Source organism: Flavobacterium sp. W22_SRS_FP1, assembly GCF_052113685.1.
Taxonomy (GTDB): Bacteria; Bacteroidota; Bacteroidia; order Flavobacteriales; family Flavobacteriaceae; genus Flavobacterium.
Window position 1 is genome coordinate 1 of the sequence record NZ_JBGQOE010000005.1, and the last position, 25,493, is coordinate 25,493.

The window sequence follows — 25,493 nt, forward strand, 5'->3', positions numbered from 1 at the left end:
CTTTAATGTCCTTTCTTTTGAAAAAATTATCCTATCCCTTTTCCTGAGAGTTGCATTAACTAATTGAATCTAGTTTTAAAGAAATATATTGATTTAAATGTTCCAAAAGATAGAGTTTCTAATTTGTTGGCGCCCGCATTAATAGCCTTTAAAATATAGTTTTGTAAAGCATCAAATCCATTGGCTTGAAGCGAATAACTAAAGAACATCTTTACCTAATTCTCTGGATAGTTCTGAGATATTAGCTCTCGAATAACTCAATTGAACTGTTTTCTGCGCGAGTGAATTGCCCTAAATCTTATAAAAAGGCGCTAGGTTTTTTTATACAAAATATCTCTACAATCAATTCCTTTTATTTTTTATTAACTTTAAAATAAAAATGGAATCACATAAATTATCCGTAAAAAAATTTCCTATCGATTTACTTGCATCAACAATAAATTGAAAATGCATTTCAATAACAAAACTGAATATGGAACCCTCATAAATTTCCTTACCGAAAAATATTATTATAATGATGACGATATCCCTTATAAGCTGTTTGTTATTTTAGCCCACGAATAAAAAATATTTGGGAAGACACGAAAAAATGAAACAATTGACATGACGAGTTCATGCATGCTTTTGGCCCTTCTGGTTGGAGCCATGATGGAAGTTCCCCCCTTACCATAAAGCAAATAAGGAGCGAAATGGTAGAAGAGTAAGCAATGTATCAACATAAATTTATAGGCTGTAAATCTGACCCATTTTAAGAAAAAGAAATGGAACTTAATTTAACTCGGTTGTTTACTGCAAATAAAAACAGCATCTAAAAGTACTTTTAGATGCTGTTTTTTTAATACGCTTTAAAAATCGTTTTTATTTAAGCGATTTCATGTCAATTACAAATCTGTATTTAACATCATTTTTTGTAACACGATCATAAGCTGTGTTAATATCTTGCATATTGATAAGTTCAATATCACTAGTAATATTATGCTCACCACAGAAATCTAACATCTCTTGTGTTTCTTTAATACCTCCAATTAAAGAACCAGCAATACGCTTACGTCCGAAAATGATATTTCCTCCATGAAATGGCTTTAACGGCTCTACTGCACCAACTAAAACCATTGTTGCATCAATTTTAAGTAGCCCTAAATAAGGATCCATCTCATGCCCTACAGGAATAGTATTTAAAATGAAATCAAAACTATTTTGGTGTTTTTTCATGTCGTCTTCATCTTTCGACACTAAAACTTCATGAGCACCTAAACGTGTAGCATCTTTTCCTTTTTCTGGAGATGTTGTAATCATAACCACATGTGCGCCTAAGGCATTGGCAAATTTAACACCCATATGACCTAATCCTCCTAAACCTACTACTCCTACTTTATCTCCTTTTTTTACGTTCCAATGACGTAACGGTGACCAAGTAGTAACTCCTGCGCATAATAGCGGTGCTGTTGCTGCCTCGTCTAAATTTTCTGGAATGCGTAGTACAAATTTTTCATCAACAACTACTGACGTTGAATAACCTCCGTAAGTTTGTTTGCCTTCAAGATGTTTGTCTGGACTGTTGTAAGTAAATGTTGCTCCATTTTCGCAAAATTGTTCTAAATCTTTCTGACAAGAAGAACATGTCTGGCAAGAGTCTACCATACAACCTACTCCAACTAAATCACCTACTTTATGGCTACTAACACCATTTCCTACCTCAACTACTCGACCAATGATCTCATGCCCAGGTACTACAGGATAGGTTGATCCATTCCATTCATTTCTTGCCGTATGTATATCACTGTGACAAACACCACTATAAGTGATATCAATTTTTACGTCATCTGTTCCTACAGCTCTTCTTTCAATATCTAAAGGTTTTAAATCTTCTGTTGGTGCTGTCGTACCATAAGCTTTTACTGTTGTAGTCGCCATTGTTATGTTGTTTTTAAAGTTACTATTAATTCGATTTCTGTATTACTATTTATTTAGAAGCTGCTGGATAATCTGTATACCCTTCTGCTCCTCCTGCGTAGAATGTGTTTTGATCCCATTCTGCTAAATCTAAGTTATTTTCAAAACGTTCTACTAAGTCTGGATTAGAGATGTACGGCTTACCGTAGGCTACTAAATCAGCATATCCGTCTTCAATTACTTTATTTCCTTTTTCCTGATCAAATGCCGAGTTAATCATTAATGTTCCGTTATATAAAGGACGGAAATGTTTAGCAATTTGTGTCACAGCATAAGGTATTTCTGAAACGTCTGTAAAAGGTTCAGAAAGATGCACATATGCTAAATTATAATCATTCAATTTTTTAATAATGTATTCAAACGTTGGGATTGTTTCTTCATCCATGGTCGTTCCGAATGGACCGTTTAATGATGGATTAAATCGGGCTCCAATTTTTTCCTGCGGAATAACTTCTTTGATCGCGTCTAGAACTTCAAAAAATATACGGGCTTTGTTTTCAATACTTCCACCATACTCATCTGTACGGTGATTAGACGTTCCGTTAAAGAACTGCTGAAACAAATAGCCATTAGAGGAATGTATCTCTACTCCATCAAAACCCGCTTTTACCGCATTTGCAGCTGACTTTTTAAAATCTTGTACCGTAGTTTTAATATCTTCAACAGACATTTCTCTTGGCGTAACAGTAATTTTAAATCCTTCAGGGGTAAATGCTTTATCGTTAGGATTTATAGCTGAAGCGGATAATGGTAATGCTCCATTATGAAAATCAGGATGAGACATACGTCCTACATGCCACAATTGGATAAAGATTTTCCCTCCTTTATCATGTACACGTTTGGTTACTTTTTTCCAACCTTCTACTTGCTCATCTGTATAGATACCAGCTGTATTGATATAACCTACAGCATCACTAGACACTTGAGAGCCTTCTGTAATAATTAAACCTGCTGATGCACGTTGCTCGTAATACAAGCCATGTAGCTCATCTGTGGCAACATTGCCTTCATTATCTGCTCTACCACGTGTCATAGGCGCCATGACAACTCTGTTATTTAGGTTTATATTTTTGTTATATGGTGTTAATAAATGTTGCTTGCTCATATTGTTTTTTATAAATATTAATTTATACAAATTTACATTACTGTAGCACGAATATCATTGACCTATATCAATTAAGATGGATTTAACTGTTTTCCTAACTCTACTCAAGTTTTCTGGAGTAACTCTTAAATAGTTTCTACCTATTCTAGCTTAAAATGAATAGCTTGTTCCAAGACAAAGGGCACTATTCCTGAAAGTGTTTTTAAGCCATTTGCTCAAGTACGAAGCACGATCGATTTTATGCCCCTTCTTGAGAGTCAAATATTGGGCTAAATCTTATTCTGTCTTTGTGATTAAAAGCCATTGCGGAGTTTCTTCTGAATCAAATGGGTTATAAACCAAATGTCCTTCATCTAGAAAAATTGAAAAAAAAGATCTGTTTTTGTAAAAATGCTCTTAATATCATTTTCGGCAACTTTTGTATTAGTGAAGTTGCTGTAAATACTACCTACTTTTGCACCTACATTTTCTTTCTGTAATCGATATGTAAAAGGAATCGCTCGTCCAGTACATCCTAAATTCGTTGTTATAGAGTATGTCCAAAATAGGTTTCCTTTGGTACTCTTTTGCAAGATCGATTGGGTTGCCGTTAAAATCCTGAACCGAAATTAAATCAACAGCTCTGCCTCCTCTATTCATTTATTTCGGTTTTGATTTTAGCTTACTATTACAAAATAGATGAAACGGAGTTATCCATTAGTTGTTATTGTTCTTTTCTGATAATTTTTATTTGTTTCAAGTAATTTTGTATCTAAAATTGATCAGTTAAGAAGAAAAATCTCATTAAAAGGGCTATTCCACTATTTTAAATATTTATCGCCAGCGGTTAACAAAGTTATGGTTTAATAGCTTCTAGCGGAACATTTTCTTTAGATCCTATCGCTTTCCTTTTTATATTTATATTAAAAATGGTTCCAAAGTTGTGACACTTTGGAACCATTAATTATATTTTGGACTAAAAGTAAACAGTTAGAAATTACATCCAAGTGATAATATCTTCTGTATTTCTTCTTGATTTAGGATTTGCTGGATCTGCTTTTCTGTAACCAAAAGCAACCATAAAGGACAAACCGTATTTGTCTGTGTCAACACCAAACTTTTCTCTCAATAAAGCTTCTGCTTTTTCTTGATGAAAACCTTCAATAGGGCAGCTATCAATACCTACTAGAGCGGCTGATGTCATCATATTTCCCAAAGCAATGTAGGTTTGCTTTGATGACCAATCGAATAATTTTTTATCCGTATCTAAATCAAAGTCATTCTCTTGAAATTCTCTGTAGAATTTAGTATACATTTCTATAGTCTCTGTTGGCCATTGTTTGACGTCTTTCATCATCGACATGATATAATCAGCATCGTATTTCACCATTGGTGCTTTCATAGACAAACCTAATACAAAATGACTTGCAGTATCTAATTTTGCTGGGGCTCCCCAAGCTACTGGTTTTATCAATTCACGCAACTCTTTATCTTGTACAACAATAAAATGCCAAGGTTCAAAACCAAAAGAACTTGGCGATAAATGTGCGGTTTCTAAAATAAATTCCATGTTTTCATCTGAAATAATTTTAGTAGCGTCAAACTCTTTGGTGGCATGTCTAAATTGAAATGCATTGATAATGTCTTCTTTTGCTATGTTAGGTGTGCTCATATTCTGTTTTATAAATTTTTAATGGCTGCAAATTTACAATACTCTCGCAGAAACCTACTTGACCTAAATCAAGTAAAAGAGATTTAATATTTTACTAACTAAGTACCTTTTGAGTTTGACTCATACGTTTGTAGTCCTAAATAACGTGGACTTTCTATTTCTTTTTTTGTAGTGCAAAGAGAAAAGTGAACTTCCTCAAAAAAACAGTGCAGCCGAGCTGGATATTGGCAATAATATGCGAAATCAGTCGACTTCCAATAGGTTTTATACAGCTAATTCACATTCCGCAATTCTTTTAAATCTATTAACTAGACCATACTTCACCACAAATATTCTACCTTTAGAATAAAATTAGAAACCTGCTTGAAAGAGAAACTCAAACAATTAGAATTATTTTTAAAGAGCTCAAGCTTTGACCGAGGAATTCGTATTGGATTTGGGATTGCCGTACCCCTTGCAGTGTTGTATCTTTTAGGGTATTTTGAATATGCTCCAGCTGTTGTTATCGGTGCTTTTTTAAATGCGCCAGGCGACATTCCAGGCAGCACCAAGCGTAAAGTCAATGCCATTTTAGTCAGTATTGGATTAACAATGATTATTACTACTGTAATCCTATTTTCAAAACCTTTCCTACCCCTATTATTGGTGGCACTTACAATTATTACGTTTGCTGTATCGCTGCTTTCAGTTTATGGTTTTAGAGCCTCTTTAGTGTCCTTTTCTGGCTTGTTGTCAATGGTAATAGCAATTGCCATTCAAAAAGAAACAGCCTATGATATTTTAGTTCAAGTTGCCTTAATGGGAGTTGGAGGTCTTTGGTATTTAGTCGTATCCTATGTTTTTCAAAAACTCGCGCCTGTAAAAGATCAAAATCAGCTCTTGTCAGATACGCTTCTCCTTATTGGTGAATACCTAAAAATACGAGCTAAATTATTAACAAAGAAAACCGAGCGCGACGAATACCTTAAACAAAGCTTAGTCCTGCAAAATCAAATAAACGAAAAGCAGGAAACACTCCGAGAGACACTGCTTACCGCACGTAAACGTTCCGGACGTTCACATTATGAAGAAAAGCAACTATTAATCTTACTCTCTTCTATTAATATCTTCGAATTGATAGAGGCTAAACATTTGGATTATAAAATGATCGATACTATTTTTGGCGAGCACAAAGAATTTCTAAGAGCTTCCAAAAATCTGAGTAAAATCATGGGCAACCACCTCATCCGTTTGTCTGAATTATTGATTCAAAAGGATAAAATACCAAATAAAGATAGTCTATTAAGTGCATTAGCAGAAGCGAACGAGTCTATCAAAAATTACGTCGATACCGTCAAATTACCTGAAGCGCGTGAAGGTGCTTTAGTATTAAAAAATCTATATGATTACCAGGAGCAACTGCTACAAGAAATCAGAGTTATTAGACGTGTAATGGCCAATGTAAAAGAGGCTTCCAAAGTGTCCTTAAAAAGACAAGATTCGAGTCAGTTTTTAACGCTCCACGAATACAGGCTGAATGTCCTTATTGAAAATTTCAGTTTGGATTCCACTATGTTTAGACATTCATTGCGCCTTACCATTGCGGTAATATTTGCCTATCTGTTGGGCTTTCTTTTTGACATCCAAAACACCTATTGGATTTTGCTGACCGTCATTGTTATTATGCGACCTAGCTATGGTCTAACCAAAGAGCGATCCAAAGATCGTATCATCGGTACACTCATTGGCGCGGCTATTGCTGTTGGTATTGTACTGCTTACCCAAAATGTAGTGGTTTATGCAGTATTGGCATTTGTTTCATTGGTATTCGCATTTGCATTGATTCAGCAGAATTATAAGTTTGCCGCCGCATTAATAACCATTAGTATCATCTTTGTGTATTCCTTAATCAATCCTGATGCATTTGAAGTGATTCAATACCGCGTCATCGACACTGTCATTGGAGCCACTATTGCTGTCGTTGCAAATTATATACTTTTGCCAAGTTGGGAAGCCAATAATCTAAAACAGGTACTTTTGAACGCTTTAAAAAGGAACAAAGAATATCTTTTAGCAACACAAGAGCTGTATCAAAATCCTTCAAAAAACAAAGTATCCTATAGTTTAGCAAGGAAAGAAGCCTTTCTTGCTATTAGTAATTTAAATGCTGCCTTCCAGCGATTAACCCAAGACCCAAAATCGAAACAGAAAGAATTTCAACTGATTTATGAAATTGTGACGCTTAACCAGACAATGGTTTCTGCTATCGCATCCATCGGTAATTTTATCAGTAATCATCAAACCACTCCTGCTTCTATAGAATTTAATGTGCTAATCAAAAAAATCTCCAATACGCTACAGATGTCATTCGACAGTTTAGACGATACTCAAATAAAGAAAAAAGTCGCTAAAGAACCTGCCGAAGATGCAGAGGAAAAGTTGATGGGTAAATACCAACAATTATCAAATTTGCGAGATGAAAATATCAGATTAGGCCACACCGAATTAGATACCGAAACGCTTCATGGTCTTCAGGAAGCTTATTTGATTGCCAATCACATGACCTGGTTAAAATCCCTTTCAGAAAACCTACAAAAGACAACGGAACGCTATCGTTCAGCTATTATAGAGGAGGAGTAGCAATTCTATTGGGTTTTAGTCAGTAATTCCCAACCTGACTGTAAGTACTACGACAGCACTTCCTCACGAACTGAATTTGACAGTTGTCAACATCATCTTTTATCTACTTTAATTGCATTCAGTCGTCATCTTATTTGACAACTTGAATTACCTAAAGACGAAAAAAAACAACTCCCGATTTATAAGATAGCTATTTCTTATTACTGCCGCTTTCTACTATTTGGTTTATCCTATTTCGGAATTCGAACTTCCTTTTAATCGAATATCAATTGGTTTATGTTTACAATTAACCTCTTCATTGCCACCATTAAGCTTGGCTTTTTTGTTTTCTGACAAATCGAATTCATTTTAGACTCAATTGGACGCAACCGCCATTAAAATGGCCACGTAATGACAAACAGCAGCTGCGAGCACAAAAAAGTGCCAGACAGCATGGTTGTACAGATATTTCTTCCATAAGTAAAAAACAACACCTATAAGGTAAAGTCCGGCTCCAATTAAGATCATTGTGAGGATATTAGTAGGAATACTTTCAAAGAAAGTACGTCCGCCAACAACCATAATCAAACCCATTCCTATATAAATTATTGTAGATAAAATCTTCCATTTTCCTATAAAAAAAATCTTATAAATGATACCCAACACGGTAAGACCCCACAAAACCGATAGCAAGCTTATACCAAAAGAATTAGGCATATACATTAGTAAAAACGGAGTGTAAGTACCTGCTATCAAGAAATAAATACTGATGTGATCAAGAATTTCAAGTGTGCGCTTTGCCTGAGCGTGCTGGATTCCGTGGTAGAGTGTAGAAAAAGTAAAAAGTTGTAAAAAACAAAATCCATATATAGCCGCTCCGATAATGCCAGAAGTATTATCACTTTTAATAGCAAAGGCGATTAAAATAGGAATACTTACTATACCAAAAATAATTCCAAAACCATGTACGATACTGTTTACGAGTTCTTGCCTGATTCGTATATTTGAATTTTGAGTTTGCATAAAATTGATTTGATAAGGCGTATTGTTTTACCCCCCTTTTGGTAAAATTACTCAAATCTAATCCTAACTTAGTCTTAATGGCTATATAATTTACCATTTACTTCCTATCTATTCTACTTCCAAGAGGTCCCCAACTCTCGGATGAATCCTTTCGTATGGTTTATTTCCCTTAGTGACTTTAACTTCCATCTCCAACATATTGAACAATTTACTTTTTCGTCTTTAGTTGATTTAATAGCCCTGAAATATCATAGTTGACTTTCTATTGCTACTTTTATATTACAAAGAGATGTTGTCACATTTTATGATAATATAATTGTTCTTTTATTGTGAGTTTTAGTTGATCGGTACTTTATGTTTAGTCAGCTATTCTATTTCAATCGTACTGTAACCAGCCCCGGTTCGAACTAATTTGATTTTCGAAGCAATACGGTCCTTCAATTCTCCAACATGTGATATGATACCAATTGATTTGTTACTTTCATTTTGCATGTTCTCGAGTATGCTTATCGCCTGATCTAATGATTCTGGATCTAAAGAGCCAAAACCCTCATCAATAAATAACGACTCAATTTCAACATTTCGCGCCGCCAAATCGGATAATCCGAAAGCCAATGCTAGGCTTAATTTAAAGGTTTCTCCCCCTGACAAAGAAGATACAGAACGTTTGGTATTTCCCATATACGTATCAATCACTTTTAAACCATCAGAATCATTGGCAACATCCAATAAATAGCGGTCTGAAAACCCTCTGAGACGCTGGTTACCATATTCAAGTAACTGTCTCAATGTTAAGTCCTGTACAAAGTTGGAAAACTTTTTACCCATAGCGTCTCCAATAAGCATATTCATTTTATTCCAAAGAGACAAATCTTTAGTTAAAGCATCCAGAAGTTCCTGACTACTCTTTTGCTTCGCTCTATTTTGTGTGTCAATTTCAATTCGCTTCTCTTGGTCCCAAATGTGTTTTTGAAGTTCAGTCAATTCTTGTACAAGTTTCGGCAGTACTTCCTTTAGTTCATCCAGCGTAACCGAAGTATCATTTAATCGTTCTTCTTCGGCCAAAGCTTCATCAATTGCCTTAAGATTAGTCTGCAGTCGGATCTCGTTGTTCTTAAGTATTTGTAGCTTTTTACGAATTTGGTTTGCAGTAGATTCCTCCAGTATTTTTGATTTTAACATTACCAATGAATCAATCTCCTTTTTTTGAAGTTCAGGTATAAGAACGGCTAATAATTGCTCTTTTAAATCTGAAGTTTTGGTTCTACTGGCTGTAAATTCGACAAGCTGTGTCCTCAGTCCGTTGATTTCCGAACGGCATACGCTGAATTTACTGTTCAAATCACTAACAGCCGTATTAATATCATTCTTGTTATAAACAGATACTAGCGTTTCCTTTGCTTGAAAATAAGCCTTTTTCAAAATGGAATAACTCACGTTTAGGACTTCAATTTCGTTCAATACCACTTTGGCCCGTATGTATTTCTCTAATTTTTCTAATTCTGTCTGCTCTAGCTGTAATGCTGTAAACTCGGATTGCCATTTTTCAAGCGTATCTTCTTTATTCCAATTCAATTGTGAACACAATTTCGCGATATCATTTTCTAAAACCTTAAAAGCTACTTCCCTTTTTTCCAAGTCAAATTCGTCCTTTAAATTACTGGCTTGCAAACCTGCTTTCTTTGCTTCGGTTTGAACCAAAGTTGATTTTAACTCTTCTAATTTTTTGCTGAGTTCATCCGCTTTTTCCTGCAAGCTGCTAACCAAAACATCTTCAACACTTTCTGCATAGGGATGGTTTTCAGATCCGCATAACGGACAAGGCTCGCCGGGTTCAAGCTCAGAACGATGTTGATCAAGACTTTTACGTTGCTTCCAGTCTTCCAACTCCGACTTTGCTTTTTCAACTATTGGAAGAAGATTTTCTAGTTCCACTTTTTGGAGTTTTTCGCTTGCGATAAAACCACCGATTTCGGTGAATTCCTTCTTTATTTTCGTTTTTAATTCCGCTATCCCCCTATTTTTTTCATCATATAATTTTCGCTCGCCAATCAATTGATTGGCGGGCAAAACCAATTTTGAAAGCTCGTCCTTTTTTTCGCGAACGGCATCAATGGTCGAGAGCCCTTTAAGTGTTACCTCAGCTTCAATAATTTTTAATTCCTGTTCAATTTGCAGCGGCAGGTTTTCGTTTTCCATTAAAGTTATTCCGTAGCCTTTAAGTTGCTGCAACTTGTCCTTAATGCGCTGTGCTTCCAGCCTGGCTTCATTCAATTTTTCCTTTTCTGATTCCTGCAGAGAAACTACTTTTTTCCTGAACTCCTCGAGTAAAAACTCTAGTTTATCTTCAGTCACTTCTTTGGCTGTCAATTCACAGGCTACCTTAATCAACTCCTTTTTTGTCGTTTCAAAATCTAATGCACGTAGTTTTCCTTTTTCTACTTGCGCGGAAAGTTCTACTACCGTTTTATCTGCCTGTTCTATCTGAAGCATTTGGTCTTTAAAAACCACAAGCTTATCATGGACTTCCAGTTGTCTTTCCTGAGTTGCAACTTCTTTTTTATCCGTCAAAAAAGTGCTCCATTCGGTTTGGTTTATCTCTCTTCTTTGGTTGTTTTTAAGGATACTTTCTTTCAGTGCTTTTTTACTTTCGAGTTCCTTTAATTTTGCCTCATTAGCAATAAACAAAGGCTTTTTATCTACTATATCATCTTTGATCTCTTTTAAAACTTCAGCAGCCAACAAAACCGTTTCCCCCATTTTAATCTGTTGGGTTTTTACGGCCTCTTCCACTCCCCTGAATCTTTGGAATACTGCCCTACCTATTTTTCGATAAATGGAAGATCCCGTTATCTCTTCCAGAAGCGCATTTCGGTCATCTTTTTTAGCCAAAAGTAATTTGGAAAACTGACCTTGGGCAAGAATCATCGATTGTACAAACTGATTGTAATTCAGACCGATGATGCGTTCGTTTTCACTTACCACCTCGTTTACGCCCGAAACCAAAATTTTGCCCGTTGAAACTTCCGTCAATTCTTGTTTTCTTTTGTCTAACGAGCCCGTTCTGGTTCTGCGAATGGACCAGGAAGACAGGTATCTCTTGCCCTTAACCGCATACTCCACTTCCGCATAACAATCCAGGGCATTTTTAGTCAGCACAACTCCTTCCTCCTCAATCACTTTTTCAGTAATTGATTTTTCTATTCTGGGAATTTTATTGTACAAAGCCAAAGTGATCACATCCAAGATGGTTGATTTACCAGTTCCAGTCGCGCCCGTAATCACAAAAAGCCCCGCTTCCCCGAGAACGCCATTTTCAAAATCGATGGTATGCTCCCCTTTCAGGGCGTGTATATTTTTAAATTTTATTTTACAAATTTTCATAGGACGGTTTTATTGGTGGGCTATTAATCGATCGAATCCGAGGATTGCAAAGATTCCATTATTTCCTTAAAGGCATTTACAAAATCCTGGCTGCTTTCTATGGAGGCATCCTGCTCCAAGCGCTTTTCGAACAATTGCACTGGTGAAAAATCATTAATGTCTTCTCCTTTTGTCAGTAATTTTGAAGTTCCAGCAATCTCATTCTTGAATATTATACTGCCCTTTAAAATCTGTAGTCCATTTAGCGGTTCGGTGGTCAGTAATTCCTCCAATGTTCTAATGTGTTCAATATTCTCATTTTCCTCTTCAATCAGGACTTCGGCCAAATCGATTAACGGGGATTCTGATCTGTAGTTTGAAATTACTTTTTTTACTTCTTCAACTGTCCCCTTGATAGATATCAACTTTCTGAACTTTGGTATTGGAAGCGAAGAAATATTAAAATTATTTCCTTCCAATTCTAAAATAGTAACTTCTTTACGGTCTTCTTTTTCGCTGAAACTCAATGCGATTGGCGAACCGCTGTATCTGATATGAGATTTTCCTACAATTTGCGGTCTGTGGATATGTCCTAAAGCGACATAATCAGGTTCGTCTCCAAAAATTGCAGATTCAACACCCGCCTGGTTTCCAATTTGAATTTCGCGTTCACTTTCTGATACAGAAGCACCCTGAGCATACAAATGTGCCATAACAATAAATGGAACACCATTGTGATTGGCAGTATAATATTCATTTACTTCACTAAAATACGTGGCAATTCCATGTCTGATGAGTTCAATTTTGTCGTCATAAGATTCTCCGGGAGCTACATTACGAATATCTTTATCCCGTAAAAAAGGAACTGCGGCAACAACCACTTTTTGGCCCTCCATTTCGATTTCGACGAACAATTCAGAAATTGTCTCAGGAACACCTCCTACGACTTTAATGTCTAGGATTTCCAAAAGTTCTTTTGGAGCATTGATAACATGGGGAGAATCGTGATTCCCACCAGTTAAGACAACCTTGCATTTTAAGGGCAGCAATTGTTTTAAAAAATAGTAGTACTGCTTCATTGCCATCTGTGACGGATTTGCCTGATCAAACAAATCCCCCGACATCAATAATACATTTATATTATTCTCCTCAATACATTTGATCAACCAATCAAAAAAGAGATTCATATCCTCTGCAAAATCAATTTTCAGTAACTGCTTACCAATGTGCCAATCGGCAGTATGTAAAATCTTAATACTCATCTCTTAGTTGTTATATTTATGCAATTACTGACATAATTGCTGTCTTATGAAAATCGTTTATCTTTTAGCATGTTTCACTTTGCTGTACTAGCTATCTTTTTGTAATAAATATTCGAAAACTATTTTTAAAGTTTCTGCATACCACAGGCTAATCACAAATACTTCGCTCGATAATCCAACCGTCAAATATGTGACTTAAAATAGGCCTGCGCAATACCCACTTTTAATGATATTCAACGGGAATGCTGACATTTTTTTCTACGATTCCTTAATATCAAAGGGATTTCATTTGCCAACGATGAAATCACAGTAAACATAAACTTTAAAAAGAGAAAAACTTTATGGTTTTACGTAAAATAGCAGTTTTCTTTGCACAGCTGCCCCCCTAATTCTTACCATTTTATGTTGCACCTAAGCAACAGTGGTACTTACTCTGAACATATGTACTATTGACAAAGCAAACAGACTTTGTTTTATCTAGCTAAAAAAGCACGATCAAACGTCTAATTCACAAGCAACATATTATTAGTCAAACGATCGCAGCATTAAAAAGTCATTTTTACAATTTGAAGGTAATTATTCCTACTTTAGCATAGCATAAAAACAAGACAAACAAAACGACTCAGATGAAGTTGCGTTGCGATAATTTTAGCAGAACGAAATTCAAAGCGCTGATTATTGTCCGACAACCATTGAGTATTTATAAAAGAAACAATTATCATGAAGTTAACAAACAACAAGATTCTAATTACAGGAGGAGCAAGTGGTATTGGCTTAGGGCTTACCGAGCGCTTTATTCAAGAAAACAATACAGTAATCATCTGCGGCAGACGAGAAGCAATATTAAAAGAAGTAAAGAACAAATTTCCAACAGTCATTACCAAAGAGTGTGATTTATCCGTTGAAAAGGAACGTATTGATCTTTACAATTGGGTTGCTGAAAATCATTCTGACTTAAATGTTCTGGTAAATAATGCAGGCATTCAAAATTGGATGTCGATTTCAGATACTGACTTTTACCAAAAAGCAACAAATGAAATTAATACAAATGTTATTGCTCCCGTCCACTTAACAACACTCTTTATAAATTTAAAGTCCCTAGACACGATTATCAACGTAACATCAGGCTTAGCATTTGTTCAACTATCAAAAGTGCCTGCCTACTGCGCCACAAAAGCCTTTTTCCATTCCTTTACACTGTCCTTAAGGCACATGCTAAAGTCAAAGAATATTGAAGTAATCGAAATGATACCACCGGCACTAAATACAGACCTTGGTGGCAAAGGAATACATGATGGCCAGCCAGAAGTCTCTGATTTTGTAAATGCAGTATTCCAGCAAATGAAAGAAGGAAAAACAGAATTAACCTTTGGCTTTAGTGAAATAATGTCAAAAGCAGCTCCAGATGTAATCCATGAAACTTTCAACAAAATGAATCCCTAAATTACGGACTCTTTTTTATCCACTTAAAACCTGATACAACAAAGACAATCTAAAAAATATATTGCAAAACCTTGACGATTAAAAAAAAGGGAAATGAAACCAAATCTGGTATTGGAGTAATTATAGTGAAAAGACAGCAAAGTTCTACTCGGTAGAACAAAAAATGCAGATGCTAAAAGAAACTATTGGCATTCGTAATACCTAAGAGCTATAACCAAGCATCTATTGTTGGCTCAATTTCAAAATGAAGGGTTCTCATCTCCTGTTTCAATTTTGGCAGTCAAAGTGTACTTTCTTATTTCTTTGTCCTTGGCCCATGATGGTATTAAACCTCAATTATAATGACAAATTTCAACTGGATATTTATCAATAATAATTGGTGTTTGAAGGAAGGTTGTCGTTTATCCAAATCTTTAATTTTTGCTTTAAAGCGGCATTATAATTCTTTAGGAAACTTAGTTTGTTTGGCATGAAAGCACATTTTAATTTATTTTAAGCTGTTTTTTTTAAACACAAAATTTAATAATAAGTGTGATGAAAAGAATTGCTCTTTTAGATAAGGATGTCATTTTATATAAATACAAAGCGTTATTCCTTGAAGTAACACAAACAATTCTTTATTTTACATAAATTAAAGTAATTATTCTCCTATAAATTTGTAACTTAGATTTTTACACAATTTGAATGATTACTTTTTATAAATAGAAAGGAAAACATAGACAAATTGTATTTAAATTCAGTTTACTTCTAGAAGTCAACTGAATATAAATTGAATCGCTACTTGTTCAAACGAAGGTCACGGGTTGTCAGGTTGTCGAAGTAACTGTAACGAGGTAAGTATTTTCCATCCGTTCGTACTTACAACAAACTCTACGTCTCTGCTTTATGCAAAGATCAGTCACACAGCAATGGAACAAGTATTGATCAATTTTTGATTCTCAAAAAAAAATATAAATCATCAAGAAGAACAACTTTTTATCAGGTCTTGGTGATGCACTATTTCTAACTATACTTATTGAAGATACAAAATGTATTTTTTAGTCTGGATTAGCCAATATAACAAGTAATGCCACCTACTATAGTTTGATTAGTAAGGAAGGTAATGAATTGCGCACTAAAGCAGTTTCTTCGGGTCTTTTTGGATCGATATGACACCTTCCCTATTCCAAGTAAAATAGAATTATATAATACTTCAGCGGCTAAAAAATTCACGACATAAATCTGGACCATACGTTATTACATTATTGCTGCGCTTACTACAGCAACAGTTCTTCAGTTTTTAGACAAAAGGAATAGGTCACTAAAAAAACACAACTTATCACTAAGTAATTAGATTGATTTTACCTAATTTTAAGGGTAATTAAAGGTTTTTATTGCCTTACTCGACTACAAAATAGTAATAACTAAATCTAATTATGAAAAAATCAAAATTCCATTTACACTTCATAATCTTATTATTAAGTGTATCGTTGCTTCAAAGCTGTAAAGTTCATCAAACTAAATCAATGACAAGTGATGAAGCAATTGAATTTCAAAGAAATATAAAAATTAAAACTACTACTAATGAAACGTACAAGTTTGAAAGTTTACAAAAAGAGGATGGTAAATTGTATGGCATCGCTGAAAGTAATTCTCGAACTGCTATAAAATTAAAAGATAAAATTATTAAGAGTGATCCAAATAACAAATTAGTAAAAATCTTATTTCCAGATGATTTCATAGCTGAAATTTCTCATCAAGACAAGACAACATTTTCTAAAGGCACTTCTGTTTTAGACACGATGCTTTTGGTGGGGTCAATCGCAATACTCTCATTTATGCTGTTATTGTTACTCTAATTTTATTGTTGAACTAAAAATAAAATACTAGCTAAATAAAAAGGAATTGCAGCAAAGCAATTCCTTTTTTGTTTTTTAATCTAAATATATAATTGTTTTTGAATACAAATTAATCAATTCATTAACACAGCAATACTTCGTTTGATCTTCTGCCACTACACTACTTATTTTCATAGCTTCTGCTGCGCGGTAGCCTCAGGCATAGCATTTACTCACACAACTTCATAATTCCTACCCTAAATAAAAAAAAGCTAAAATCGTCGATAGCTGAGTATTCTCCGGAACAGATCTTCAAAAAAGACGAAACCACATAGTTGCAGCATTATAACCTAACAATTTTGCCTTTGTTTATAACATCAATTATTCAACACAATCAACAGTTGTAAATCTATATTTTACACTCTCAAAATCAATTGGTTCCCCTTTAACGAAGTAAGAAGCACCCATAGCAAATTCAATTTTCCCATTACCTAAAATGAGTTCGTCACCTTTCTTTAAAAATGCCATCGGATTTTTGTACGTCTTTTTTTCATACCCACCTTGTATAAAAGTATAGCTGGCAAATAATGTATCACCACGGAATTCTCCAGAGATTTTGCCATGCTTTTCTGGCATATTAAAAACGATCATCTCCATATCACCGGTTATCGTTCCGTCTTGTAAGGTGTTGATTTTTAAATCAATAGTGTCTTTTTCATAAAGTGCTTTGTAACAAGTTACGCTCACGATTTTTTCAGCCTCGACTTTCTCAGAGTCAACGACTTTTTCATTTTCATTATTTTTACAACTTCCGAATCCAATGCAAGCGAAGAGTAAACAAAAAAGGCTTAGGTTTTTCATAATAGTACGTATTAATTAATAATTTCGGCAACTGCCAGCACTAATCTACACATAAATATCGAAATAGGTATATTATTTGGCATCCAATTATATCTATATAATTTTCAAACCAGCTGCTATTGAACATTACTAGAGTGCCAAAACCCTCTAACAATGATTATAGAAAATCACTAGTTACTCCAGATTAAAATAACTCTAGTATAATCCTAAAATCGGCATAACTATCTCTAAAACAACAATCCATAACTAATACAATCTATTCAAAAAATCTGAAAAATTTTCCTTAAATTTATGTTGAAATGTTCATGGATTTTGAAAAAAACTAGCTGTGTGATAAATGTTACTTTATGTACAAAATAAACTGACAATATTTGTATCAGAAAATTTACAAATAATAAAATTTACGATTATGGAATATTTCGGTTATTTAGCATCCATACTTATTGGTACGGCTTTAGGACTAATTGGTGGTGGAGGAAGTATACTTACAGTTCCTGTTCTAGTATATCTATTTTCAGTGCAACCAGTCGTTGCGACTGCGTATTCACTTTTTATCGTTGGTCTAACGAGTGCGGTAGGTACGGTAGGATATTTTAAAAAGGGATTGGTTAATATAAAAACTGCTATCGTTTTTGGTATTCCATCTGTTATTTCTGTTTTTACCACGAGAGCATTAATAGTACCTGCGATTCCTAAAGAAATCTTTACTATTGGAAGCTTTACACTGACTAAAGACCTCTTTTTAATGCTATTATTTGCTATAATAATGATTATTGCATCCTACAGCATGATTAAAAAAGACAAGAAAAGTATCGCAGAGGAACCACAAGAACAAAAATTTAATTATCCGCTCATCATTGTTGAAGGTATGCTCGTTGGTATTATTACCGGTTTAGTAGGTGCTGGAGGAGGCTTTTTAATCATCCCTGCTTTAGTTATTTTAAGCAAACTACCCATGAAAGAGGCCGTTGGTACTTCATTAGTAATTATTGCGGCTAAATCTCTTATCGGTTTCTTTGGCGAAGGCGGAGAAACTGCCACTGACTGGCAGTTCTTATTTACGATTTCAGCATTTGCTATCGTTGGAATATTCATTGGGACAGCTTTATCAAAAAAAATCGATGGAGAAAAACTAAAACCAGCATTTGGTTGGTTTGTTTTAGTAATGGGAATTTATATTATAACAAAAGAGCTTATTCTAAAATAAATTCTCGTATGACTTAAGTCTACAGGCAACAAATTGTTTATTAATATAATCGATAGTTATACTATCTTAAAAATTTACACAAAATGTCAAACCATTATCAAGTACTTATCATCGGAGGAGGAAACGCGGGACTTTCTGTAGCTTCAAAATTGCTTATCAAAAAAAGTGGTCTTAAGATTGGAATCGTGGACCCTTCAGAAAAACATTATTATCAACCTGCTTGGACACTTGTAGGTGCTGGAGTTTTTGATATAAAAAAAACTATTCGTAATGAAAAAGACCTTATCCCCAAAAACACGACTTGGATAAAAGATGCAGTTTCAGCATTCGACCCAACTACAAACACAGTTAAATGTATTTCTGGAACTGAAATCACTTATGATTACTTGGTGGTTTGTCCTGGAATTCAATTGGATTGGAATAAAATAGAAGGACTTAAAGAAACATTAGGCAAAAATAATGTAAGCAGTAACTACTCCTTCCAATACGCACCCTACACTTGGGAAATGATCAAAGATTTTAAAGGTGGTACAGCAGTTTTCACAAACCCATCAACACCTATTAAATGCGGTGGAGCTCCTCACAAAATCATGTATCTAGCTTGTGATTATTGGCACAAAAAAGGGATTTTAGATAAATGTGACGTGCATTATATCTCAGGAGCGAGTATGATATTTGGTGTAAAAGAATATGCCGACACTTTACAAAAGGTATTAACCAAATATAACATTCACACCCATTACGGAGCTAACGTTACTTCGATCAACGGAGAAACGAAAATGATTGAATTTGAAACAAAAGAATTAGATGATAATTTAACACAAAAACTATCTTCGGAAAATGGAGCATCCTACGGAGCTGTAGAAAATACTTCTACACCGGACCTTAAAAAGGTAATTCTGAAATTTGATATAGCCCACCTAGTCCCTCCACAATCAGCTCCTGACTTTATAAAAACTAGTCCTTTAAGAGATGAGGCAAATCCTATGGGCTATGTAGAAGTTGACAAATACACACTGCAGCACAGTCGTTTTCCGAATGTGTTTTCTTTAGGAGACAGTAGCAGTGCTCCTGCCAGTAAAACAGGAGCGGCGATACGCAAACAAGCCCCAGTAGTTGTAGCTAACCTATTGGCAGTTATGGAGAATAAAACTCCTATAGCACGCTACGAAGGCTATAGTGCTTGCCCTATTCCTACACAATACGGAAAACTAATGCTAGCTGAATTTGATTATTCAAATACTCCAACAATGACCTTCCCTATCAATCAGGCAAAGCCAAATTGGGCTATGTGGATCCTTAAAACTAAGGTATTACCTTGGTTGTATTGGAATAAAATTTTAAAAGGAACTGCGTAAATGTTTGTTCTTATTTACATTAAAGTGTTTAAAATAACACAAAACAAAATGTTTGATTTATTATTACTTATATCGAGCAAAAATAATTCGGTTCTGTAACATTAGTCACAAGCTCTAATGAATCTACAGACTAATTTTGTAAAATAAATTAAAAATCTAAAAAATAAAAGATATGTTTTTTCAACACATTTACGACAAGAGTCTTGCACAAGCAAGTTATTTTATTGGCTGTCAAAAAGCGGGTGTAGCAGCGGTAATCGACCCTAAAAGAGATGTCGACACCTACCTTGAAATTGCTAAGCAGAACAATATGAAGATTACTCATATTTTAGAAACACACATCCACGCTGACTTCCTTGCGGGATCAAGAGAATTAGCTGCTTTGACGGGAGCAGAAATGTACCTTTCAGCCGAAGGCGGAGCAGGTTGGGAATATGAATTCCCGCACGTTGATATAAAAGGGGGAGATGTTTTAAAAGTGGGTAATTTAAAATTAGAGGTTGTACACACTCCAGGCCATACGCCTGAAAGCATCAGTTTTCTTTTGACCGATACTCCTGCTAGCGATGAACCCGTAATGCTATTCACCGGTGACTTTGTATTTGTAGGTGATGTGGGAAGACCTGATTTACTAGAAAAAGCAGCAGGAATAAAAGGAACTCAAGAGATTGGTGCGAAACAAATGTACCAATCGATCAACAAATTTGACGCACTTCCAGATTTTCTACAAGTATGGCCAGGTCATGGTGCAGGTTCAGCATGTGGTAAGGCTTTAGGAGCTGTTCCAAGTACAACTGTTGGTTATGAAAAAATAAGAAACTGGGCATTCCAACATAAAAATGATGAGGAAGGTTTTGTGAAATATTTATTGGAAGACCAACCGGAACCACCCAAGTATTTTGCGATGATGAAAAACCTCAATAAAGTAGACCGTCCGCTTCTTACCGAAGTTCCAACATTAAAAAAACTAGACGCTGTGGAGCTATCGTCAGCTTTAGCAAAAGGAATAAAATTAGTTGATGCCAGAGACAAAACAGAATTTTCTAAAGGTTTTATCCCTGGAAGCATTAACATACAGGGAAATAATTCCTTTGCCACCTGGGCGGGATGGTTTCTTAGCTACGACGAACCTTTTATCATATTGGCTGATGAATCTAAATTAGATGATCTTACCAGAAAATTAATGAGAATTGGACTGGATAACATTTACGGTTACATCCCTTCGACAAAAATATGGGAAGAAAAGAATGGCGCTTTAGAAACAGTGAATCAAATCACAATTGAAGATTTCAAAACTCTGCAGAAAGACGAAGACATACAAGTTGTAGACCTTCGTGGTGTTGCCGAATATAATGCGGGCCATATCAAAGGTGCCGATAACGTCTTTGTAGGAACCTTACCTAGCAATCTAGATAAAGTCAGTAAAGATAAAAAAGTGGTAATCCACTGCCAATCTGGTGACAGGGCTGCTATTGGCTATTCCTTATTAGCTAAAAATGGATTTAAGAATATCTTAAATTATTCTCCAGGAATGGCTGAATGGGTTAAAGAAAATAATCCAACTGAAAACTAATTAAAATAAAAGATACAAATGAATCACTTAATAAAAAAAGATGCTTTCCTAGTAGATGTACGCACAGAAGCTGAATTTGCTGAAGGTCACGTAAATGAATCAACAAATATACCATTAGACCAAGTAGCCAGCCAATTGGAAAAGTTTAAAGGGAAAGAGCAAATTATTGTTTTTTGCAGAAGCGGAAATCGCAGCGGTCAAGCCAAAATGATATTGGAACAAAATGGTTTCAAAAACGTTATTAACGGCGGCACCTGGCAAGAGGTAAAAGAGGCGATCAGTAAATAAGCTATAGTGATGTTAAAATAATGTGCAATTTAAAACAGATATTTTTCTTGTTTTAAACTGCACATTGTTTTTTTAGAGATCGAATTTAATTTAAACAACGACGATTTGATTTATATTGTGTTTATAGAAAGCATTTTATTCTTTAAATTGATTTAGATAAAAAACTAAATTTGACAGTCTCTTCAGAAATGCTAATAGAACTATAGGGTTCTGTAAAACAAATATGAATAGACAACTTATTCAAATTAAGAAAACAAATTGAAATGGAAACAAAAAACACAAAGAACAAAGATTTAATTTTAAGAGAGAAATTAGCTTTACAGCGAACTTTATTAGCTAATCAATCCACTTTTCTTGCCTTTTTGAGAACATCAATGTATTTTTTGATTGCGGGTTTGAGCTTGAGAAACTTGTTGAAAATTGAGAATAGCTTACTTATTGAAATAGTATTATTTATTACTTCATTTATCATTTTTATATATGGGGTGTTTAACTATTTCAAGCATAAAAAATCCATTTTAGAGAACAAAAAACACATAGGTGAATACCAATTAGAGTATTACAAGTTATAGCAGTACAACTATTTTTGACTTTTTACAATAAATAAAAGACAACAATTGGAAATAAATACCGCAAAACTCGGACTAAAAGAAAACTGGAAACAATTTACCCTTTTGATCATCATAAATGCCTTTGTGGGCGGAATGATTGGAATGGAAAGAACCATTATTCCAAAATTTGCCGAGATTGAATTTGGTGTCGCTTCAAAAACGGCAATTCTGTCTTTTATAATTGCCTTTGGTATAACCAAAGCAGTTACCAATTATTTCGCGGGCAAATTAGCAAATCGATATGGTAGAAAAAATCTACTGTTATTTGGATGGTTTTTAGCATTGCCAATACCCTTTATTCTGATACATGCAGCCTCATGGAATTGGGTAATTTTTGCTAATATTCTGTTGGGGATTAGCCAAGGACTAACTTGGAGCAGTACAGTGATAATGAAAATCGATTTGGTTGGAGAAAAAGACCGCGGTCTGGCAATGGGACTCAACGAATTTGCAGGTTATTTCGCCGTTGGACTAGTTGCTTTCCTATCAGGCTATATTGCCGAAAAATACGGAATTACCCCCTACCCATTCTATCTGGGGATTGGAATTTCAATAATTGGATTTTTACTGACTTTACTTTTTGTCAAAGACACGCGCTTATTTGTACAGGCAGAAAGTACATCTAATAAAAAGGAAAAACTTGATAATATTTTTATCCAAACCTCTTTCAAAAACAAAACATTAAGCGCAATAACCCAAGCTGGGTTAGTTAATAATTTGAATGACGGAATGATTTGGGGCCTTCTACCCATTGTCTTGCTTTCGATGAGTTACGATTCTCAAAATATTGGCATTATAGCAGCCATCTATCCTACAGTCTGGGGCTTCGGTCAATTATTTACAGGAAGAATGTCTGATCTTTATTCGAAAAAGAAAATGCTTTTTTGGGGAATGTTAATGCAGGGTACTGCGATTCTATTTATTCCGTTTGCACAGGAATTCTATCAATTAGCTAGCATTTCGGCAGTATTAGGTTTGGGAACAGCATTGGTATACCCTACTTTTTTATCTGCTATTGCACAGGCGACAACTCCACACCAAAGAGCCGAAAGCATAGGTACGTTTAGACTCTGGCGGGATTTAGGTTATGCGATAGGCGCCATCATTTCTGGAATAACCTCCGATTTATTTGGCGTGAATTATGCTGTCATACTAATAGGCCTCATTACAATTATATCGTCAGTAGTTATAGAAATCCGGATGCCAAAAGACAATTAATATATTACTAGAGAAAAATAACATGAGCTGGAAAAAACCAAAAAAAACAAGCATTCAAAATATTGCTTTTATCCTATTTATAGCACTATTGCTTTTTAGTCCACTTGGCACTTTTGTTAAAGTACAATTAAATCGACTGCTGGCCTTTTCGCCAAAGACAATTATCGCTTCAGAACAAAAACAAATTTCAAGCAACCAATGGCAATTAGTCAATGCTGCGGGAAAGACGGTATCACTAGATCAATATAAGGGAAAATTAGTTTTCGTTAATTTCTGGGCCACTTGGTGTCCTCCTTGCATTGCTGAAATGCCAAGTCTACAGAAGTTGTACAACGACTACCAGAATAAAATTGTTTTTTTATTTGTCACCACGGATTCCTTCGAAAAATCGAATGCCTACTTAATTAAAGAAAGCTTAAACTTACCTGTTTATCGATCAAAAACAAATCCACCACTCGAATTGGAATCAAGCACGATACCGGCCAGCTACCTTATTGATAAATATGGCAATCTTGTTGTTGCAAAAATTGGCACTGCTGACTGGAATAGTGATTCTTTCAGGAAAAGCCTAGACGAACTGCTTAAACAATAAACAAAAAATTAAACAGCAGCTCATTAATTAGATACTCATCATACTTAACTCCTTTAGTTGTAATTATAAAAAACAACAATTCGTATATTTTATTGAGTAATAAAGCGAGACAAAAATTGATAATATGCTTAAGAATCTAAGTGAGCTATATCGAGAATCGTTTTAAATTATAATTTTTGATGTTCTCACTACATTTTTCTGTCGAAGATTACTCGAACGAACGAAACTTATCTCTAAAAGTTAATCACAACGAATCGGGTCTACTTATAAAAAACATAACTGTATTATTTTCTAGTTATTAAATTAAAAACGTCCGATAAAACGGATATTTTAATGATTTAAATCACTTAATAACAAAATATTACGCCATTTTAAGCTTCGATAATAATAAATTTATCATTTTTTTTTAACTTTATTACGTTGTGTGACAAAAGTAACATAAGGCACCATTTTAATGATGCATATTTGTATCAAATAAAAAACAAACATGGAAATTTTAGAATTAATCAGACAACCCTGGCCTTGGTATATAGCCGGACCATTAGTTGGACTTACAGTACCAGCGTTATTAATCCTTGGAAACAAATCATTTGGTATAAGTGGCACTTTACGACACACTTGTGCGATGTGTTTACCCGCAAGTATTCCTTTTTTTACATATGATTGGAAAAAAGAAATCTGGAATATGTTTTTCGTACTGGGAATTTTAATTGGTGGTATAATAGCATTTAGCTTTCTGTCAAACCCAGATCCAATTATTATTGACCCTAATCTTAGAACAGAATTAGCAACATATGGAATTACAAACATCGATGGTATGCTACCTGAACAGATTTTCTCTTGGGAAAATGTTTTGACCCTCAAAGGATTTATTATGATTGTTGTTGGCGGTTTCATGATTGGTTTCGGTTCACGTTACGCAGGCGGTTGTACTAGTGGTCACTCCATTTCAGGTCTGTCTAATTTACAATGGCCATCTCTAGTTGCGACCTGTTGTTTCTTCATTGGCGGACTGATAATGGCAAATTTTATTTTACCATTTATTCTTTCACTTTAAAATTTATTCGATATGCAAAATAAAGATCAAAATACAGATTTCGAAACTCGTTCGCTAGACACCGCATGTGTCAATGAAAGTAAATTGGAGCAAAAATGGTATTCTAATATAAAATACTTAATCGTTGGAGCCTTATTTGGTATCCTATTCATTAAAGCGGAAGTCATCAGTTGGTACCGCATACAGGAAATGTTTCATTTCCAGTCTTTTCATATGTACGGGATAATTGGAAGTGCAGTTGTAGTGGGAGCAATATCGATTTTCATCATAAAAAAATTCAATATTAAGACCATTAATGGCGAAAAAATTGAATTCCACGACAAAACTTTTAATAAAGGTCAGATTATCGGTGGACTCATATTTGGTTTGGGTTGGGCAATGACTGGTGCTTGTCCTGGTCCTTTATTTGCGCAAATAGGTACGGGCGCGACAGTAATGATAGTTACACTTTTATCTGCCATAGTGGGAACTTGGGTATATGGATATTTTAGAGAAAAATTAGTTCATTAGAAA

The 25,493-nt window shown here is 34.7% G+C and carries 20 protein-coding genes; 12 read left to right on the forward strand and 8 right to left on the reverse strand.

Going from position 1 to position 25,493, the window contains the following annotated elements; all coding sequences use genetic code 11:
* Positions 1-858: 858 nt before the first annotated feature.
* The 4 genes from ACEN2H_RS04315 to ACEN2H_RS04330 form a co-directional block, all read right to left on the reverse strand.
* Entirely contained in the window at positions 859-1,914 is a 1,056-nt protein-coding gene (locus tag ACEN2H_RS04315) for an NAD(P)-dependent alcohol dehydrogenase (protein ID WP_441730745.1), read from the reverse strand.
* A gap of 49 nt (positions 1,915-1,963) precedes the next feature.
* Positions 1,964-3,058, reverse strand: a complete 1,095-nt coding sequence (locus ACEN2H_RS04320) for an alkene reductase (protein ID WP_441730747.1) — start codon at positions 3,056-3,058, stop codon at positions 1,964-1,966.
* A gap of 444 nt (positions 3,059-3,502) precedes the next feature.
* The gene (locus ACEN2H_RS04325) at positions 3,503-3,697 is read right to left on the reverse strand and encodes a hypothetical protein (RefSeq protein WP_441730749.1); all 195 of its coding nucleotides are present in this window, start codon (positions 3,695-3,697) and stop codon (positions 3,503-3,505) included.
* Positions 3,698-4,034: 337 nt separating this feature from the next.
* The gene (locus tag ACEN2H_RS04330; RefSeq protein ID WP_441730751.1) at positions 4,035-4,709 is read right to left on the reverse strand and encodes an NAD(P)H-dependent oxidoreductase; all 675 of its coding nucleotides are present in this window, start codon (positions 4,707-4,709) and stop codon (positions 4,035-4,037) included.
* 363 nt (positions 4,710-5,072) lie between these two features.
* Between ACEN2H_RS04330 and ACEN2H_RS04335 the strand changes: the two genes are divergently transcribed.
* Positions 5,073-7,328: an FUSC family membrane protein gene (locus tag ACEN2H_RS04335; protein ID WP_441730753.1), complete on the forward strand. Its 2,256-nt coding sequence runs from the start codon at positions 5,073-5,075 to the stop codon at positions 7,326-7,328.
* 354 nt (positions 7,329-7,682) lie between these two features.
* Here the strand turns inward: ACEN2H_RS04335 and trhA are convergent, their stop codons facing one another.
* The 3 genes from trhA to sbcD all read right to left on the reverse strand — a co-directional run bounded on the left by trhA (position 7,683) and on the right by sbcD (position 12,955).
* Complete coding sequence (gene trhA / locus ACEN2H_RS04340) at positions 7,683-8,330, reverse strand: PAQR family membrane homeostasis protein TrhA (RefSeq protein WP_441730758.1); 648 nt, start codon at positions 8,328-8,330, stop codon at positions 7,683-7,685.
* A gap of 366 nt (positions 8,331-8,696) precedes the next feature.
* Positions 8,697-11,714 (reverse strand): AAA family ATPase, encoded by a 3,018-nt coding sequence (locus tag ACEN2H_RS04345; RefSeq protein ID WP_441730760.1) that lies wholly within the window; start codon positions 11,712-11,714, stop codon positions 8,697-8,699.
* Between the two features lie 23 nt (positions 11,715-11,737).
* Positions 11,738-12,955, reverse strand: coding sequence for an exonuclease subunit SbcD (gene sbcD / locus ACEN2H_RS04350; protein WP_441730762.1), 1,218 nt, complete (start codon positions 12,953-12,955; stop codon positions 11,738-11,740).
* A 720-nt stretch (positions 12,956-13,675) separates the two neighbouring features.
* On the opposite strand from sbcD, the gene ACEN2H_RS04355 reads away from it, so the two are divergent.
* Together ACEN2H_RS04355 and ACEN2H_RS04360 are read left to right on the forward strand one after the other, a co-directional pair.
* A complete protein-coding gene (locus tag ACEN2H_RS04355; RefSeq protein ID WP_441730764.1) occupies positions 13,676-14,398 on the forward strand; it encodes an SDR family oxidoreductase in 723 nt (240 codons plus the stop codon).
* 1,505 nt (positions 14,399-15,903) lie between these two features.
* A complete protein-coding gene (locus tag ACEN2H_RS04360) occupies positions 15,904-16,236 on the forward strand; it encodes a hypothetical protein (protein WP_441730766.1) in 333 nt (110 codons plus the stop codon).
* Between the two features lie 360 nt (positions 16,237-16,596).
* Here the strand turns inward: ACEN2H_RS04360 and ACEN2H_RS04365 are convergent, their stop codons facing one another.
* Complete coding sequence (locus ACEN2H_RS04365) at positions 16,597-17,076, reverse strand: hypothetical protein (protein ID WP_441730768.1); 480 nt, start codon at positions 17,074-17,076, stop codon at positions 16,597-16,599.
* Between the two features lie 409 nt (positions 17,077-17,485).
* On the opposite strand from ACEN2H_RS04365, the gene ACEN2H_RS04370 reads away from it, so the two are divergent.
* From ACEN2H_RS04370 to ACEN2H_RS04410, 9 genes are all read left to right on the forward strand, one after another.
* Positions 17,486-18,283 (forward strand): sulfite exporter TauE/SafE family protein, encoded by a 798-nt coding sequence (locus ACEN2H_RS04370; protein WP_441730770.1) that lies wholly within the window; start codon positions 17,486-17,488, stop codon positions 18,281-18,283.
* 83 nt (positions 18,284-18,366) lie between these two features.
* On the forward strand, positions 18,367-19,641 hold the full coding sequence (locus ACEN2H_RS04375; protein ID WP_441730772.1) for an FAD/NAD(P)-binding oxidoreductase: 1,275 nt from the start codon (positions 18,367-18,369) through the stop codon (positions 19,639-19,641).
* A gap of 172 nt (positions 19,642-19,813) precedes the next feature.
* A complete protein-coding gene (locus ACEN2H_RS04380) occupies positions 19,814-21,214 on the forward strand; it encodes an MBL fold metallo-hydrolase (RefSeq protein WP_441730774.1) in 1,401 nt (466 codons plus the stop codon).
* A gap of 18 nt (positions 21,215-21,232) precedes the next feature.
* On the forward strand, positions 21,233-21,502 hold the full coding sequence (locus ACEN2H_RS04385) for a rhodanese-like domain-containing protein (protein ID WP_441730776.1): 270 nt from the start codon (positions 21,233-21,235) through the stop codon (positions 21,500-21,502).
* Positions 21,503-21,765: 263 nt separating this feature from the next.
* On the forward strand, positions 21,766-22,074 hold the full coding sequence (locus ACEN2H_RS04390) for a DUF202 domain-containing protein (RefSeq protein ID WP_441730778.1): 309 nt from the start codon (positions 21,766-21,768) through the stop codon (positions 22,072-22,074).
* A 45-nt stretch (positions 22,075-22,119) separates the two neighbouring features.
* Positions 22,120-23,331, forward strand: a complete 1,212-nt coding sequence (locus ACEN2H_RS04395) for an MFS transporter (RefSeq protein ID WP_441730780.1) — start codon at positions 22,120-22,122, stop codon at positions 23,329-23,331.
* Between the two features lie 22 nt (positions 23,332-23,353).
* Positions 23,354-23,923: a redoxin domain-containing protein gene (locus ACEN2H_RS04400; protein WP_441730782.1), complete on the forward strand. Its 570-nt coding sequence runs from the start codon at positions 23,354-23,356 to the stop codon at positions 23,921-23,923.
* 487 nt (positions 23,924-24,410) lie between these two features.
* The gene (locus ACEN2H_RS04405; RefSeq protein ID WP_441730783.1) at positions 24,411-24,980 is read left to right on the forward strand and encodes a YeeE/YedE family protein; all 570 of its coding nucleotides are present in this window, start codon (positions 24,411-24,413) and stop codon (positions 24,978-24,980) included.
* A gap of 12 nt (positions 24,981-24,992) precedes the next feature.
* Positions 24,993-25,490, forward strand: coding sequence for a DUF6691 family protein (locus tag ACEN2H_RS04410; protein ID WP_441730785.1), 498 nt, complete (start codon positions 24,993-24,995; stop codon positions 25,488-25,490).
* Positions 25,491-25,493: the final 3 nt, after the last annotated feature.

Excerpts from the sequence above, each read along its gene's own strand:
- ACEN2H_RS04315 (WP_441730745.1), bottom strand. The coding sequence starts at position 1,914 with ATGGCGACTACAACAGTAAAAGCTTATGGTACGACAGCACCAACAGAA.
- ACEN2H_RS04320 (WP_441730747.1), bottom strand. The coding sequence starts at position 3,058 with ATGAGCAAGCAACATTTATTAACACCATATAACAAAAATATAAACCTA.
- ACEN2H_RS04325 (WP_441730749.1), bottom strand. The coding sequence starts at position 3,697 with ATGAATAGAGGAGGCAGAGCTGTTGATTTAATTTCGGTTCAGGATTTT.
- ACEN2H_RS04330 (WP_441730751.1), bottom strand. The coding sequence starts at position 4,709 with ATGAGCACACCTAACATAGCAAAAGAAGACATTATCAATGCATTTCAA.
- trhA (WP_441730758.1), bottom strand. The coding sequence starts at position 8,330 with ATGCAAACTCAAAATTCAAATATACGAATCAGGCAAGAACTCGTAAAC.
- ACEN2H_RS04345 (WP_441730760.1), bottom strand. The coding sequence starts at position 11,714 with ATGAAAATTTGTAAAATAAAATTTAAAAATATACACGCCCTGAAAGGG.
- sbcD (WP_441730762.1), bottom strand. The coding sequence starts at position 12,955 with ATGAGTATTAAGATTTTACATACTGCCGATTGGCACATTGGTAAGCAG.
- ACEN2H_RS04355 (WP_441730764.1), top strand. The coding sequence starts at position 13,676 with ATGAAGTTAACAAACAACAAGATTCTAATTACAGGAGGAGCAAGTGGT.
- ACEN2H_RS04360 (WP_441730766.1), top strand. The coding sequence starts at position 15,904 with ATGACAAGTGATGAAGCAATTGAATTTCAAAGAAATATAAAAATTAAA.
- ACEN2H_RS04365 (WP_441730768.1), bottom strand. The coding sequence starts at position 17,076 with ATGAAAAACCTAAGCCTTTTTTGTTTACTCTTCGCTTGCATTGGATTC.
- ACEN2H_RS04370 (WP_441730770.1), top strand. The coding sequence starts at position 17,486 with ATGGAATATTTCGGTTATTTAGCATCCATACTTATTGGTACGGCTTTA.
- ACEN2H_RS04375 (WP_441730772.1), top strand. The coding sequence starts at position 18,367 with ATGTCAAACCATTATCAAGTACTTATCATCGGAGGAGGAAACGCGGGA.
- ACEN2H_RS04380 (WP_441730774.1), top strand. The coding sequence starts at position 19,814 with ATGTTTTTTCAACACATTTACGACAAGAGTCTTGCACAAGCAAGTTAT.
- ACEN2H_RS04385 (WP_441730776.1), top strand. The coding sequence starts at position 21,233 with ATGAATCACTTAATAAAAAAAGATGCTTTCCTAGTAGATGTACGCACA.
- ACEN2H_RS04390 (WP_441730778.1), top strand. The coding sequence starts at position 21,766 with ATGGAAACAAAAAACACAAAGAACAAAGATTTAATTTTAAGAGAGAAA.
- ACEN2H_RS04400 (WP_441730782.1), top strand. The coding sequence starts at position 23,354 with ATGAGCTGGAAAAAACCAAAAAAAACAAGCATTCAAAATATTGCTTTT.
- ACEN2H_RS04405 (WP_441730783.1), top strand. The coding sequence starts at position 24,411 with ATGGAAATTTTAGAATTAATCAGACAACCCTGGCCTTGGTATATAGCC.
- ACEN2H_RS04410 (WP_441730785.1), top strand. The coding sequence starts at position 24,993 with ATGCAAAATAAAGATCAAAATACAGATTTCGAAACTCGTTCGCTAGAC.